This is a genomic window from Pseudocitrobacter sp. CD920760 (assembly GCF_057782505.1).
The window spans coordinates 4,668,220-4,683,805 of record NZ_CM173490.1; the positions used below are offsets into that span (position 1 = coordinate 4,668,220).

General features: G+C 54.8%; 13 protein-coding genes. 6 read left to right on the forward strand and 7 right to left on the reverse strand.

Annotation, left to right across the window (positions count from 1 at the left end):
* Positions 1–93 precede the first annotated feature (93 nt).
* Together degQ and degS are read left to right on the forward strand one after the other, a co-directional pair.
* The gene (degQ, locus tag AC1MKH_RS21930; RefSeq protein ID WP_015962801.1) at positions 94–1,461 is read left to right on the forward strand and encodes a serine endoprotease DegQ; all 1,368 of its coding nucleotides are present in this window, start codon (positions 94–96) and stop codon (positions 1,459–1,461) included.
* Positions 1,462–1,548: 87 nt separating this feature from the next.
* The gene (gene degS, locus AC1MKH_RS21935; RefSeq protein WP_231826096.1) at positions 1,549–2,613 is read left to right on the forward strand and encodes an outer membrane-stress sensor serine endopeptidase DegS; all 1,065 of its coding nucleotides are present in this window, start codon (positions 1,549–1,551) and stop codon (positions 2,611–2,613) included.
* Positions 2,614–2,659: 46 nt separating this feature from the next.
* Here the strand turns inward: degS and mdh are convergent, their stop codons facing one another.
* On the reverse strand, positions 2,660–3,598 hold the full coding sequence (mdh, locus tag AC1MKH_RS21940; protein WP_276221039.1) for a malate dehydrogenase: 939 nt from the start codon (positions 3,596–3,598) through the stop codon (positions 2,660–2,662).
* Positions 3,599–4,055: 457 nt separating this feature from the next.
* Between mdh and argR the strand changes: the two genes are divergently transcribed.
* The 3 genes from argR to yhcN (AC1MKH_RS21955) all read left to right on the forward strand — a co-directional run bounded on the left by argR (position 4,056) and on the right by yhcN (AC1MKH_RS21955) (position 5,536).
* Entirely contained in the window at positions 4,056–4,526 is a 471-nt protein-coding gene (argR, locus tag AC1MKH_RS21945; protein WP_015962796.1) for a transcriptional regulator ArgR, read from the forward strand.
* Between the two features lie 375 nt (positions 4,527–4,901).
* Positions 4,902–5,165, forward strand: coding sequence for a peroxide/acid stress response protein YhcN (yhcN, locus tag AC1MKH_RS21950; RefSeq protein WP_015962795.1), 264 nt, complete (start codon positions 4,902–4,904; stop codon positions 5,163–5,165).
* A 107-nt stretch (positions 5,166–5,272) separates the two neighbouring features.
* Complete coding sequence (gene yhcN / locus AC1MKH_RS21955) at positions 5,273–5,536, forward strand: peroxide/acid stress response protein YhcN (protein ID WP_276221043.1); 264 nt, start codon at positions 5,273–5,275, stop codon at positions 5,534–5,536.
* Positions 5,537–5,588: 52 nt separating this feature from the next.
* Here the strand turns inward: yhcN (AC1MKH_RS21955) and AC1MKH_RS21960 are convergent, their stop codons facing one another.
* From AC1MKH_RS21960 to aaeX, 4 genes are all read right to left on the reverse strand, one after another.
* The gene (locus tag AC1MKH_RS21960; protein ID WP_276221045.1) at positions 5,589–5,864 is read right to left on the reverse strand and encodes a barstar family protein; all 276 of its coding nucleotides are present in this window, start codon (positions 5,862–5,864) and stop codon (positions 5,589–5,591) included.
* Between the two features lie 117 nt (positions 5,865–5,981).
* The gene (aaeB, locus tag AC1MKH_RS21965) at positions 5,982–7,949 is read right to left on the reverse strand and encodes a p-hydroxybenzoic acid efflux pump subunit AaeB (protein WP_276221047.1); all 1,968 of its coding nucleotides are present in this window, start codon (positions 7,947–7,949) and stop codon (positions 5,982–5,984) included.
* Positions 7,950–7,954: 5 nt separating this feature from the next.
* The gene (gene aaeA / locus AC1MKH_RS21970; RefSeq protein WP_276221049.1) at positions 7,955–8,887 is read right to left on the reverse strand and encodes a p-hydroxybenzoic acid efflux pump subunit AaeA; all 933 of its coding nucleotides are present in this window, start codon (positions 8,885–8,887) and stop codon (positions 7,955–7,957) included.
* Positions 8,888–8,894: 7 nt separating this feature from the next.
* Positions 8,895–9,098 (reverse strand): p-hydroxybenzoic acid efflux pump operon protein AaeX, encoded by a 204-nt coding sequence (gene aaeX / locus AC1MKH_RS21975; protein WP_015962790.1) that lies wholly within the window; start codon positions 9,096–9,098, stop codon positions 8,895–8,897.
* Between the two features lie 130 nt (positions 9,099–9,228).
* Here aaeX and aaeR point away from each other — a divergent pair, with 130 nt between their 5' ends.
* Complete coding sequence (gene aaeR / locus AC1MKH_RS21980; protein ID WP_276221052.1) at positions 9,229–10,164, forward strand: HTH-type transcriptional activator AaeR; 936 nt, start codon at positions 9,229–9,231, stop codon at positions 10,162–10,164.
* An 86-nt stretch (positions 10,165–10,250) separates the two neighbouring features.
* On the opposite strand, the gene tldD is transcribed toward aaeR, so the two are convergent.
* Both tldD and yhdP read right to left on the reverse strand, forming a co-directional pair.
* The gene (gene tldD / locus AC1MKH_RS21985; protein WP_231826083.1) at positions 10,251–11,696 is read right to left on the reverse strand and encodes a metalloprotease TldD; all 1,446 of its coding nucleotides are present in this window, start codon (positions 11,694–11,696) and stop codon (positions 10,251–10,253) included.
* A 72-nt stretch (positions 11,697–11,768) separates the two neighbouring features.
* Complete coding sequence (yhdP, locus tag AC1MKH_RS21990; protein ID WP_327621857.1) at positions 11,769–15,572, reverse strand: AsmA2 domain-containing protein YhdP; 3,804 nt, start codon at positions 15,570–15,572, stop codon at positions 11,769–11,771.
* Positions 15,573–15,586 lie beyond the last annotated feature (14 nt).

Genomic DNA, 15,586 nt, shown 5'->3' on the forward strand with positions numbered 1-15,586 from the left:
AATATCCACATTGTTACCCCGAGAAAAATTCAATAACATCAGACTGTTTCGGGAAGCATGTCCTTACACCTCAGGTCAGGAGAGCCAGCATCAATGAATAAATCTACTTTGCTGTTGAGTGCGTTAGCGTTAAGTGTCGGCCTGTCCTTTGCCGTGCCTCAGGTGGCCAGCGCGTCGATTCCCACTCAGGTTCCAGGCCAGGGCGCACTGCCAAGCCTCGCGCCGATGCTGGAAAAAGTCTTGCCCGCCGTGGTGAGCGTGCAGGTGGAAGGCACCGCCACGCCGAGTCAGCGTGTGCCGGAAGAGCTAAAAAAATTCTTTGGTGAAGAAGGCGGCAACGAACCGGCGCAACCGTTCGAAGGTCTGGGTTCTGGCGTCATTATTGATGCGGCGAAAGGCTACGTCTTAACCAACAACCACGTCATCAGCCAGGCGCAAAAAATCAGCATTCAGTTGAATGATGGCCGCGAGTTCGATGCCAAACTGATTGGCAGCGATGACCAAAGCGATATCGCCCTGCTGCAAATTCAGGGCGGCAGCAAACTCACGCAAATCGCCATTGCCGACTCCGATAAACTGCGCGTCGGTGATTTCGCCGTTGCCGTGGGTAACCCCTTCGGACTGGGGCAAACTGCCACCTCCGGGATTGTATCGGCGTTAGGCCGCAGCGGGCTCAACCTCGAAGGGCTGGAAAACTTTATTCAGACCGATGCCTCAATTAACCGTGGGAACTCCGGTGGCGCATTGCTGAACCTCAATGGCGAGCTGATCGGCATTAACACCGCGATTCTCGCCCCTGGCGGCGGCAGCGTCGGGATTGGCTTCGCCATCCCCAGCAATATGGCGCAAATTCTCGCGAAACAGCTGATTCAGTTCGGCGAAATCAAACGCGGGCTGCTCGGTATTCGCGGTATGGAAATGAGCGCCGATATTGCCAAAGCGTTTAACCTCAACGTACAGCGCGGGGCGTTTGTCAGCGAAGTGCTGCCTAACTCCGGTTCGGCGAAAGCGGGCATAAAATCAGGCGACGTGATTGTTAGCCTGAACGGTAAAGCGCTGAGCAGCTTTGCCGAACTGCGCTCGCGCATCGCCACCACCGAACCCGGCTCAAAAGTGAAGCTGGGGCTGCTGCGCGATGGCAAACCGCTGGAAGTCGAAGTCACGCTGGATAAAAGCACCTCGGCGACCGCCAGCGCAGAAATGATCGCTCCGCAGCTTCAGGGGGCATCATTAAGCGACGGTCAGTTGAAAGACGGTACCAAAGGCATTGTCATCAGCGACGTAGAAAAAGGCAGCGCAGCGGCGCAGGTTGGCCTGCATAAAGATGATGTCATTATCGGTATTAACCGCCAGCGCACGCAGTCCATCGCGGATATGCGCAAAGTGCTGGAGACCAAACCGTCGGTGATTGCCCTGAACGTGATGCGCGGTGAAGAGAGCATTTATCTATTACTGCGTTAACCGTCTTACGCTGGACATCGCGCAGCGTGTGATGTCCAGCGAAGTCGTGGTATGCTGCGAACGTTTATTCATCAACGATACCTGATCATGCTTGCAAAGCTTTTACGTTCTGTCGCAATTGGTTTTATTGTCGGTGGCATTTTGCTGGCCGCGATGCCCTCTTTACGCAAGTGGACAACCGCGACCACCACGCTCACCAGCTCGGATGAATCCCCCGCCAGCTATAACCAGGCTGTGCGTCGTGCCGCGCCAGCGGTCGTCAACGTCTATAACCGTGGTCTTAACAGCACCGGACAGAATCAACTGGAGATCCGCACGCTCGGCTCCGGGGTGATCATGGACGAACGCGGGTATATCGTGACCAACAAGCATGTCATTAACGATGCCGATCAAATCATCGTCGCGTTGCAGGATGGCCGCGTATTTGAAGCGCTGCTGGTCGGCTCCGATACGCTTACCGACCTCGCAGTGCTGAAAATTAACGCCACCGGCGGCCTGCCGGTCATCCCCATCAACCCGAAGCGCGTGCCGCACATTGGCGATGTGGTGTTAGCGATTGGTAACCCTTACAACCTGGGGCAGACCATTACGCAGGGCATCATCAGCGCCACCGGGCGTATCGGCCTGAACCCGACCGGGCGACAGAACTTCCTGCAAACAGATGCCTCCATCAACCACGGCAACTCTGGCGGCGCACTGATTAACTCGCTGGGCGAGCTGATGGGTATCAACACCCTCTCCTTCGATAAGAGTAACGATGGCGAAACGCCGGAAGGCTTAAGCTTCGCCATCCCGTTCCAGCTGGCAACTAAGATCATGGATAAGCTGATCCGCGATGGTCGGGTGATCCGTGGTTACATCGGGATCGGCGGGCGCGAGATCGCCCCACTGCACGCGCAGGGCGGCGGCATGGATCAGATCCAGGGGATCGTGGTTAACGAAGTCACCGCCGGTGGCCCGGCCGCGCAGGCAGGCATTCAGGTCAATGACGTTATCACATCGGTGAACGGTAAACCGGCGCTCTCCGCGCTGGAAACCATGGACCAGGTAGCCGAGATTCGTCCGGGGTCGGACATCCCGGTTGAAGTCATGCGCGACGATAAGAAACTAACGCTGAAGGTGACGATTCAGGAGTATCCGGCGTCAAACTAGCGGACACAAAAAAGGGCCTCGCGGCCCTTTTTTTTCATGCTTTACATCACTTATTCACAAACTCTTCGCCGAGCGTAATATCTTTTCTCAGCGTATCCAGCATACCTTCCAGCGCCTGTTGTTCAAACGCGCTCAGCTTGCCGATAGACTGACGCTCTTCCACACCGTTTTTGCCCAGCAGCAGCGGCTGAGAGAAGAAACGCGCGTACTGACCGTCGCCTTCAACATAGGCGCATTCAACGATGCCTTTCTCGCCCTGCAGGGCGCGAACCAAAGAAAGACCTAAACGCGCAGCCGCCTGCCCCATCGACAGGGTTGCAGAGCCGCCACCGGCTTTGGCTTCGACCACTTCCGTACCTGCATTCTGGATACGTTTGGTGAGATCGGCCACTTCCTGATCGCTAAAGGAAACGCCAGGGATCTGCGACAACAGCGGCAGAATGGTCACGCCAGAGTGGCCGCCAATAACCGGCACTTCCACTTCTGTCGCTTTTTTACCTTTCAGCTCCGCCACAAATGTATTTGAGCGGATGATATCCAGCGTCGTGACGCCGAACAGTTTGTTCTTATCGTAAGCGCCCGCTTTTTTCAGCACTTCTGCCGCGATGGCAACGGTGGTGTTGACCGGGTTAGTAATAATGCCAATACAGGCTTTTGGGGCGGTTTTCGCCACCTGCTGCACCAGGTTCTTCACGATCCCGGCATTGACGTTAAACAGATCGGAGCGATCCATACCCGGTTTGCGCGCGACGCCCGCGGAGATCAGCACCACATCCGCACCTTCCAGCGCCGGAGAAGCATCTTCACCTGAGAAGCCTGTGATCTTCACATCGGTCGGGATATGACTGAGATCGACCGCCACGCCTGGCGTAACAGGGGCGATATCATAGAGAGTGAGTTCTGAGCCTGAAGGTAGTTGGGTCTTAAGTAGTAGGGCAAGCGCCTGACCGATACCGCCGGCGGCACCAAGGACTGCAACTTTCATCCGAAACTCCTTATTATGGTTAATGTCATTCAGGGTGACCTGTCATGTACCGCGAAACCGACGCAGGGCACTGCCTGTTATACTCCGTTGCGGCGACCTTAATTCACGGTGTAAATAATTACAATCTAATTACTTACAGAATGAGGGGTATTTAGCAGCCTTGCTACAAAATTGCTCACTCGTTTACCGGGAAAGGCCTTTTTCACGTAACCAAATCCACATCAACTATCACTTAAACTATAACCAGTGATCTGGTTAAAACAACATCATTTTCATAACATTTAATTTACTTTTAACCTTATTTGCAGGCCGTGATATAGGCATGTTTATTAATAGTAAATTTTGCTAAGATCCGCCCCTTCTCGCGATTATTATCCGCCTTTTCTGCAGATTATTTGCATAAAAATGCATTTATATGCATAATCATGTTAATTTCATCACCATATACGGGTGACTTATGCGAAGTTCGACCAAACAAGAAGAATTAGTGAAAGCGTTCAAAGCGCTATTAAAGGAAGAAAAGTTTAGCTCTCAGGGAGAGATCGTCCAGGCGCTGCAGGAGGAAGGGTTCGAGAATATTAATCAATCCAAAGTCTCCCGCATGCTGACCAAGTTTGGCGCGGTTCGTACCCGCAATGCCAAGATGGAGATGGTCTACTGCCTTCCGGCTGAACTTGGCGTACCGACGACCTCCAGCCCGCTGAAAAATCTGGTGCTGGATATCGACTACAACGATGCGGTTGTGGTTATCCACACAAGCCCTGGCGCCGCGCAGCTGATTGCCCGCCTGCTCGACTCGCTGGGTAAAGCGGAAGGTATCCTCGGCAGCATCGCCGGCGACGACACCATCTTTACCACTCCTGCCCGTGGCTTTACGGTGAAAGATCTCTACGAGGCCATTCTGGTTCTGTTCGAGCAAGAGCTGTAATCCTCCATCCTCTGGTCATCGGCCAGAGGATAATTCCTTTTTACCGCTTCGTTTCCCCGACGTTCCTCCGCCCCCCATTTTGCATTAAGTGCTAAAAACGGATTAAACACATAGTTTCAGTGAATACCTCCGCGCGAAATCGCACGAAAAATCAAATTCATGCATCCATATGATTTTCTTAGAATTCACTTCACGAAATAGCACTAATACACCATTTTTTATTTCATTTGGTCATAAAAAATAGATTCTTTAAAACAGATTTATGAGTGAAACCATTAGTCTGGTATTAATTTTAGATGTGATTAGTGTATACTTAATTTCGTGATGAGGGTCACAAAACAAAGGCCCTCCAAATAATTCGACGAGGTGTAGATCATGAAAATCAAAACAACTGTTGCGGCTCTGAGCATCCTTTCCGTTATCTCTTTTGGCGCTTTCGCCGCTGACTCTATTAACAGCGATCAAGCGCAAAATCGCCAGGCTATCGGCACCGTTTCCGTAGGTGCAGTCGGTTCTTCTCCGATGGATATGCATGAGATGCTGAACAAGAAAGCGGAAGAACAGGGTGCTTCTTCTTACCGCATCATCGAAGCGCGTACCGGTGACCACTGGCACGCAACGGCTGAACTGTACAAATAAGTTTGGCTTATAGAGTAGGTAAGATTCAGGTAAAAAAATTTTCTACAGCGGTCCAGGAAGCCATGTTTTCTCCTCTCACCGCTGTCGCACATGGTGGAGTAAAAATTATGAAAAACGCAATGATCATCGCTTCTTTGGGTCTGGCTTCTGTTCTCTCTTTTGGTGCCAGCGCCGCTGAGCAAATTAGTGCAGAACAAGCACAGAGCCTGCAATCTATGGGCACCGTTTCCGTATCCCAGGTCGGGAGTTCACCGATGGATATGAATAGCGCATTATCAGCAAAAGCAGCAAAAGAAGGCGCAAGCGGCTACCGCATTATTGAAGCGCGTACCGGTAATACCTGGCACGCGACCGCAGAATTGTACAAATAAACCCTCGTCGTCTTGTCCGACGACTTGCCCCCGCCATTACGCGGGGGCTTTTTTATGTCCGCGAAAGGTTAAAGCGCAGCATCCCTTCCAGCTCTTCCTCTGCTTCATCAAATAACAGTATCAGCGCACCGTAACGCCGCTTCTGCTTCTCATCCAGATGCAGGAACTCTATCTCCAGCGGCAGCGGAAGCTGGCTGCCGGTCACCACATCCCACAATGAATCGAGATCGTGAACCAGACCACTCTTGAGTGCGAAGAGGCGCGTGAACTCGCGGTAAAAATCACCCTGGTTTTCTATTTCATCAAAATCAAAAGAATAGACTTCCATCACTCGCCCTCAATTTTCCCGCCGCTGTCATCCGCCTCTAAGTATAGCGATAAAAAAACCGACGCTGAGGGCGTCGGCTTTGACAGGAGGATAAATGTGAGTGGCCCTGGGTGATTGCTAGCTGTTCGTTAGTGCGCTCTGATACTTATGCAGCATCGCCACCAGCCGACCAACCGGTTCGGTAACCTGCGGCGAGGCGTCCCAGATACGTAATTTTTCCTGATAGATATCTAACTCTTCCAATAGACGCAGGAAGTAGCGACGACGTTTATCATCGTTGCCCGCGGAGATCACGCTGTCCGCCGTGCGTCTGAGCTGGCGGTGAAACTCAGAGAGATCCTGATTCACCGGCACTGGCGCATCGCGCAGACGCTGGTGTGCAATAATCAGCGACAGGGCCAGACGGAATTTAGCGATATCGTCAGGGAATTTATTCAGCAACAGGAAAAGTTGCTGATAGAGCGCCGGTAGATGGTTCTCTTTACGTCGCGCGGAGTTGGTGGTCATCGCCGAAACTGCGGCTGACACAAACTGGTTCAGCAGTACGCGGCCCGTCCGCTCACGCGAGTTATCGCGAATCAGCATGATAACCATCAGCGCCAGGAAGCAGCCCACCAGCTGGCCCAACGCGCTATCGAGAAACTGGCTAAATTCAAACTTCATCGGGTTATCGAGCACGATAATGTTGATGGTACTCGCCAGCGCGCCCAGCGATCCCAGCCGCCGTTTCTGCACCTCGATACCAATAAAGAATGCCAGCACCGCAAGGCTGATGCAGAGTAACAGCATGCTTTGCTGGGTAGAAGGAATGATAACCAGGAAGAAAAGCGTTCCCAGCGGCAGCGCCAGCAGCGTGCCGTAAAGGAAGTCGACGGCGACCATTCGAGGGTTTGGCAAACGCATAGCCAGCGAGGTGACCACCGCAATCATCACCATCGCCCCACTGCCGGATGTCCAGCCGGTCCACAGCCAGAAGAGCGTGCCCAGCACGCAGGACACCGTCGTACGCCAAAAGTTAACCATCGCATGGTGGCGTTCGGCAGACTCGGCCTTCACCACCACTTCGTCCTGAAGAATTTCTTCTTCGCGGGCGCTGATTTTGGCGTTGCCAATCACGCCGCGTTTCAGCAGCAGGTAGCGCGTCGCCGTACCCACCCAGCCGTAAATCGTTACCGGCGTGCCGTGTTCCCCCGTCCAGGCCATCACCCGACGCATGCGTTTAAGCTGGCGATGCACGTCCTGTACGGTCTCAACCGGCTCGGCGAAGAGTTCGCGATAGTCATCGGTAACCGTTTCCGGGCGCGTGTTCTGAATGATGTAGGTTTCACAAGCCTGGGTGATCATGGTCAGGGAGACCGTGTTCAGCGCCTTTAAGCGCCGATTAGCGCGCGACCAGCGGGAAGACTCCATGCTCAGGTTGCTGCGCATCCCACCCAGGGCTGCGGTGCGGCGCACCAGCCCACTCCACGCGCGGTCAACTTCTTCACTGTCACCATGCTTGATGCACAGCTGCATCAAACGATATTGATCGATAAGCAGGTTATCCAGTTCAAGGTCGATCTCTTTTTTGATCGATCGCGGGGAGAAAAGAAGATCGGCCATGATCGCGCAGACGATACCAATGACGATCTCGCTACAGCGTTCGACCGCAAATTGCGGCGTGAGAAGCGGCTCGGTCTGAATAGTGATAACGATAATCAGCGCCGTGTAGCCAGCCAGCCCCCACGCGTAGGAGTTTTCTACGCGTACCAGCGAGGAGAGCCAGGTACAAAAACCGGCCCAGATACAGCACACCAGAATCATTAACAGCGGCGCGCGGATCATCACAATAATGATGGTTAACGCTGCGATACAGCCGATAAAGGTCCCGATGATACGCAGCATCCCGCGGTAGCGGATAGCACCGGAATAGGGCTCGCCACCGGCGGCAAATGCCGGGCCTGCCGCGACGATTGCTGCCGTCAGTACCGCCCAGCGCGGCGTTTCCAGCTCAAAGTGGAAACCGACAAACAGCGCCAGCACAATCGCGCACGCCAGTTTAATGGCAAAGCGGATGTGCTGATTGGCAATGCTAAAAATGCCCATAACGATTAACCGAACTCACGCAGACGCAGCGCCAGTTTCTGGAAGAAGGTCATGTTCTGCGCATCCCGGTCTTTTTCACCGGTGATCACCACCGTTGCGGTTGTCCCGGCAGGCCAGATATTGTCCTGCTGTTCATCAAGATGAATACGGACCGGCACACGCTGCGCCAGACGTACCCATTCAAGGTTGGAATCAATGGTTGCCATGCCTTTCGCATCATTGCTGCTGCTGGCGTTGGTCACGCCCGCCGCGATGCTATCTACGGTGCCTTTGATAACACGGTTGCTGCCAAGCGGGGTGACTTCCGCACGATAGCCTTTTCGCACACCTTCCAGCTTGGTTTCTTCCAGGTAGGCCAGCACGTAGAACGAATTCTTTTTCACCAGCGCAACCGCCGTGGAGCCACGGGTAATAAACTCACCGTTAAAGACGTTGAGGTTAGTGACCCAACCGGCGGCAGGCGCGCGAATAACGGTGCGGTCAAGGTCAAGGCGCGCAAGGTCGCGGGTTGCCTGTGCCTTGGCTAACTGATGCTCGACGGTTTGCAGGACGTTATTGGCCTGGTCTATTTCCTCACGCGACATCGCCTGAATGCCTAACTGGTTACGACGCCCGGCTTCGCGACGCTTTTCGCTGGCGAGCGCTTTGTAATACGACACATCAGCTTCAGCTTCTTCCAGCGCTTTCTGGTAACGTGGCTGGTCAATCGTGAACAATACCTGGTCTTTATTAACCAGTTGGTTATCCTTGATATTTACCTGAGTAATCAGCCCGGAGACATCAGGCGCGATGGCGACCACGTCTGCACTAAAACGCGCATCACGCGTCCATGGCGACTCGGTGTAGTACACCCAGGCGCGGAAAATGGCGACAAAGGCCAGAATAACCAGTATCAGTGTGATGGCTGTACGGGAGATTTTTCTTATTAGCGTTTTCACATCTACCTCAAACGAACAAACGTGATATCAGATAAAAAAGACAGCAATACAATGCAGTATTGAACAGCGCAGGGTGCCAGACAAAGTCATAGATACCGGTTGGAATAAGCAGTCGCCTCACCCCCCAGAAGATGGCGAGCGACAATAGCAACTCAAAGAAGATCGGCGGGAATGACAGGCCGAAAATCACAATGACAGGAAACAGACTCATGTTGACCTTGGTTTAGACTAGCGTGCAGGTGAGAGTGCGCTTTAATTATTCAGCTAACAGTATATTAACGTAACTGTTATGCCGTTATCTATATATTGTGATCTAAATCACTTTTAAGCCAGAGTGAATAATGGAACGACTAAAACGAATGTCGGTGTTTGCGAAAGTGGTCGAGCAAGGCTCGTTCACCGCCGCCGCGAAACAGCTTCAGATGAGCGTCTCTTCCATCAGTCAGACTGTATCAAAGCTGGAAGATGAGTTACAAGTTAAGCTGTTAAACCGCAGCACACGTAGTATAGGTCTCACAGAAGCCGGCAAAATATATTACCAGGGCTGCCGCCGTATGCTATTTGAGGCTCAGGACGTCCACGAACAGCTCTACGCGTTTAACAACACACCTATCGGTACGCTGCGGATCGGGTGTTCTTCAACTATGGCACAAAATGTCCTCGCGCGGATCACGGCTGAAATGCTGAAAGAATATACCGGGCTGACGGTCAATCTGGTCACAGGTATTCCGGCCCCGGACCTGATTGCCGATGGCCTTGATGTGGTGATCCGCGTCGGCGCGTTGCAGGATTCCAGCCTCTTCTCGCGCCGGTTAGGCTCAATGCCGATGGTTATCTGCGCGGCTAAAAGTTATCTACAACATGCAGGCATTCCTGAGAAACCCGCTGACCTCGCCAACCATTCATGGCTGGAATACAGCGTACGTCCGGACAACGAATTTGAGCTGATCGCCCCCGAAGGCCTGACAACACGCCTGATCCCTGAAGGGCGATTCGTGACTAACGATCCGATGACGCTTAGCCGCTGGCTCTCTGCGGGCGCGGGGATCGCATACGTGCCGCTAATGTGGGTGATTGAAGAGATTAACCGTGGCGAGGTAGAAATTTTACTGCCGCGCTACCAGTCCGATCCGCGTCCGGTTTACGCACTTTATACCGAGAAAGATAAGCTGCCGCTGAAAGTGCAGGTGTGTATTAATTACCTGACCGATTATTTTGTCGAGGTCGCCAGGCTGTATCAGGGGATGCGGGACAAAGATGAGACGGGAGAGCGGTGAAACATATTGCCTGATGGCGCTACGCTTATCAGGCCTACTCGATCGGTAGGCCGGATAAGGCAAAGCCGCCATCCGGCAAGGCAAAATTACGCGGTGCCACCCACGGTCAGGTTATCAACCTTCAGCGTCGGCTGACCCACGCCAACCGGCAGGCTCTGCCCCTCTTTACCGCAAACGCCCACGCCGTTATCCAGCTTCAGGTCGTTACCGACCATGGAAATCTGCTGCATGGTTTCAATACCGGAACCAATCAGCGTCGCGCCTTTCACCGGTTTCGTGACTTTACCGTTTTCAATCAGATACGCTTCTGACGTCGAGAAGACGAATTTCCCGGAGGTGATATCCACCTGGCCGCCGCCAAAGTTCGGCGCGTAGATGCCGTACTCAACGGATTCGATAATCTCCTGCGGCGTCGATTTCCCGGCCAGCATATAGGTATTGGTCATACGCGGCATCGGCAGATGCGCATAGGATTCACGACGGCCGTTCCCGGTCGGCGCAACGCCCATCAGACGCGCGTTGAGTTTGTCCTGCATGTAGCCTTTCAGAATGCCATTTTCGATCAGCACATTGTACTGGCCTGGCGTCCCTTCATCATCGATAGCCACGGAGCCACGGCGATCCTGCATGGTGCCGTCATCGACAACCGTACACAGTTCAGAGGCCACCAGCTCGCCCATATGCCCGCTGAAAACAGAGGTACCGCGACGGTTGAAGTCGCCTTCCAGGCCATGTCCTACCGCTTCATGCAGCAGTACGCCCGGCCAGCCTGCGCCCAGCACCACCGGCAGCGTTCCCGCAGGCGCCGCGACAGCGGAGAGATTCACCAGCGCCATACGCACGGCTTCTTTTGCCCATGCATCCGCGCGCACTTCACCGTCGAGATCCGCCAGGAAGTAGTCGTAGCCAAAGCGACCGCCGCCACCGCTGGCACCGCGCTCGCGTTTGCCGTTATCGTCAACCTGCACGCTTACCGACAGGCGTACCAGCGGGCGAACGTCCGCCGCCAGCGTACCGTCCGTTGCCGCGACCAGGATCAGCTCATACACGCCGGTCAGGCTGGCAGAGACTTCCTGCACGCGCTTATCTGCCGCGCGCGCGACTTTATCCACGCGACGCAGGATGTCGAGTTTCTCTTCACGGCTCATGCTTTGCAGCGGATCGAGCGATGTATAGAGCGGAGAGTGGTCTACCGCGCCCAGCGTGTGCACCTTGCCGTCACCCGCGTCACGTACGATGGTTCGTGCCGCCTGCGCGCTCTGCTCAAGTGCCAGCAGGCTAATCTGGTCTGCGTAGGCAAACCCGGTTTTTTCACCGCTCACCGCACGCACGCCAACACCCTGGTCGATATTGTAAGAACCATCTTTGATGATGCTGTCTTCTAAAACCCAGGATTCGTGATAGCTCGACTGAAAATAGAGATCGCCATAATCGAGACGGCGCTCGGCGAGTTGACCAAGAATGTCAAACAGGCGCTGATGATTCAGGCCGTTCGCTGCCAGCAATTGTTCACTTACCAGGTTTAGACTCATTATTCGCTACTCGTTAGTTACCGCTAAGATGCCCATGTTAAAAGAGTGAGGCAATTGTGCGACTGCGTCAAATCATTGCTTCGTATCGCTGCGCGCCTGGCGCAGAACTTCATTGATTTGCGGCGAATCGATTGGCCCGGTGATGCGATAACGCAGAATCGATACTTTGCTCCACAGCGGCCCCAGCACTTTACTTGCCGCGAAGACGGCTGCACCGACAATCGGGTTAATGGCAAATGCCGCTGCCACGCCGACGGTTGCAGAAATCTCAGGCGCAACAATCGCTTCCATCGCAAGTTGACGACGGACTAAATCGACCGATCCTTTCATGGCGATGTCCGCTTCCAGGCCATCAACCAGGGTGTCATCCGTGTTCAGCACGCCGTCTTTAATCCAGGCGGTGCTGCGGATGGAGTCGAAATAGAAGCCTTCCGTGAAGGTATCGCTAAAATCAAAGCGCAGTTTACGCAGCAGCGCATCGACGCTCAGCAGGCGTAACAATTGGCCCGCGTGACCGGTGCTCAAATCGGTAAACTGACCTTTGCCGATGCGCGTTTTCAAAATACCGTTCAGCGACGGTACGTCCGGCTGCCACGGGCTGGCGCGCCAGTGTAAGTCGTAATCCAGGTTAATTGAGGAGTCGCGAATCGGCGTGGCGATACCGAAGAACGCCACCGCATCGTCAATTTTCTTGCCGCGCAGCTTACCTTTCAACGACGTCCGCTGGCCGCTCAGGCCATTCACCCACTCGCCATCGCTGGTCAGCCGCGCGAAGCCGGTATCCACCAGACCGTTACTCAGAGTCAGGGTGTCGCCTTTAATAGCGAAATCGCCGTCGATACGACCATATTTCTGCCCCCACAGCCAGCATTCTGCACAACGAAGCTGAAGATCCGGCCAGCCACTGAAATCGATGCGATTACGGGTAAGCGGGCCTGTCGAAGCAGCCGACGCCTGCGTCAGCGGCGTCGAGGACGGGTTGTAATACAGATAGCGAATCGCCGCCTGCCACGGTGCATTGTCGTGCATGGTCAGCGTGGCATTCACTTCGCGGCCCTGCGCATCAACTTTGGTGCCCTGCGCCGACGGCTGCGAAACAATGCTCAGGTTATTCCACTGCTGCCCGCCTAAGGTCAGCGACGGCGTGCGCAGGGTGACCTGTTTCGGGAAGACGGCGGCAGAGCTCGCATCACTGGCCGCGCCCTGCTGGAACAGCGCCAGCCACTGCGCGCCATCCATCGGCGGGAGATTCAGCTCAACGCCCTGCTGCTGGGGCAACGGCGGATTAGTACGGCTGTCGCTTGCCCAAATTGCGCGATCCAGCGTCAGTTTCTGGTTGAGCAACCAACGGCTATTGAGATGATTATTACTTCCCACTTTGCCGGTTAAATCGAAACTTTTCAGGTTGCCATCAACGTCAATTTTCACCGGGAGCGGCTCACCGGCGGCTTTATCTACCGGCGCAGGTAAGTGACTACTCACATTTTTCAAGTCAGCGGTGACGCCCACTTTGTACGTGGGGCTACCGCGATACGGCAGCTCAATAGCGACTTTCCCCTGCCACGGCACGCTGCCGCTGATTTCGTCGTTGATAGCTTTCGGCAGCACGCCCGTGCGCGACGGTTGCCAGTTGGCGTCCATGTTGACGTCAACCTGATACGATTTCTCACCTTCACGGGTGTTGAAATCAACCTTCAGCGGCTGATTAAACCAGGTCGCGGTCATCGGCTGGCTCTGCAAATCGCCGTTGGAGAAGCTAAATTTGCCGCTCAGGTTCTGCAATGTGCTGTCGAGCGGTTTGATAAACAGGCTGTTGTTATTGAGCGCCACATCGCCAGTCGCATGCACCAGCTCGCCATTGAGGGGAATATCAAGTTGTAAGCGAGCGCTCACATTCCCATCAAGCTGGAGTTCATCCAGCGTCGCGCCTAACGATTCTTTCAGCGGTGTTTCATTGAAATACGGCCCAACCGCCTTACCCGGCCCGTTGATGTCGGCATCAATCAGCAGCTTCTCTTTGGCGTAGTCCGGGATCATGGCGTTAAGGTTAGTCGCCGTGACGCCGCCCAGTGCCACTTTGTCGGCCTTCATCCACAAGCCATCGTTGAGGAAGTCGAGATGAATGTCGAGGTCGGTCAGCGCGGGCCAGTCAGGCTGGAAGGCAAAGGTGGCATTGCGCAGCGGCACCGACACTTCAAACTGCCCTTCGTTATGCTTGTACGGGAAGAGATGCGGATTACCGCCATACACCAGCGTCGCGTTATCAGCCTGGCCGCCTTTAATCGCGCCGCTGAGATAATCGACCAGCTCTTTGCCCATCAAATTTTCCGGGAAATAGCGCCAGGCCTGGCCGCCATCGTCGGTGCTGATGCCCGCCAGAATGCCCAGCCAGGGCTGGTCGTCTTTCGGCTGCAGGTAACGGAAACCGCCTGCGGCGCGGACGGCTTTGGCTTCAACATCGATATGACGGCCATCCAGCATGAAGCCTTTGTCGTTATTCAGCCAGTTGAGCGTAGCGGTACCTTTGGCAATCTCCAGCGGCGCGCGGAAGACCGTTTCATACGGCATCGTCGCCTGCTGCATGTTCACTTTCAATGCGCCGTTTTCAACGCTACCGGACAGCTCGCCAGAAACATTCTCCGCGCCGGGTAGCAGCTTCCACTGCTTCCACGCTAAATCATTCCACGTAGCCTGAAAACGGGTTTGCTCCGTGGCCTGAAGCGGAATATCGAGCCCCAACGAGTCAATCGTGCCGTTCGGCTGCGTGGTGCGCCAGATTTCGCCAAGCGTCGGGGAGAGTTTGTCAGCAATCGGTAACAGGCCGTTGAGCCCGGCAAGGGAAAGATGACTGGCACGAATGCGCAGTTCATCGCTGCGCACGCTGTTTTTGCCGCCCACTTCCTGCTCGGGGATCCACGCCAGCGCCAGCGCACCGCGCGGCCATGGCGTGCCATCCATGGTGATGCGCGTATCGGGAATGCGGAATTCCCAACCGGCTTTTTCACGCGAGAGGTGCGCCGTCAGGTTATCCACGGCGAGCTGGTGATCGTCTTTATCGCCTTTCCAGCTCGCGCCGCCTTTTTTCAACCAGACGTCGCCGCTGGCAATTTCGCCTTTATCGACAGTCGCCCAGGCTTCAAGACTGAAGCGCGCGCTGGTGAGCGCGATATTGTCCTGCATCCATTTGCCAAGCCAGGGTTTGACGTCGATGTCATCCGCCTGTAGCCACAGCTTGCCTTTGTTCAGCAGGCCGTTTTCATCACGCAGATCCATACGCACTTTCATCACCCCGTGCTGCCCGGTGAGGCTGGTCAGGCTCAGCTCACCTTCCGCGCGGTGACGATTTTTACCGTTCAGCCAGGTGAGCTGCGGGATCGCCAGCTCGGCCCGCTGGCCGGAAAGGGTCAGGAAACTCAGGTGGCTGTCGCGCAGGGTGAACTGGTCAAACTGGCGCAGGAAGAGATCGCCGATGCGATCGCCTTCCATGCTGTCGCTGCTGTCATTGCTTTGCAGCGGCGAATTGGTGTGAATGTTGAGCTGCCAGAACGTGAGATCGCGGAACTGCCAGCGCATATGCAGCAGGCTCTGCCAGACGTCCAGCGCCAGCGAGACGCGTTTAATCGACATCTCGCCGCCGTCGTTATCCAGCACGGCTTTAATATCGCGTACTTCAAGCGTGGGGCCGAAGTTTTCCCAGCTGGCCTGAATTTTCGAGGCTTCCACCGGTTGCCCCACCGCCGAGGAGATTTTCGCGAAGATTTGCGGGCGCCATTCGTCCAGATGCGGCAGCACGAGGCGCAGGCCACTCACCAGCAGCGCAGCAATGACAATCAATGTTGCCACGGTGAGCAGTAATATCCCCGGCAATCGCCTCACGCTTCTCTCCTTGT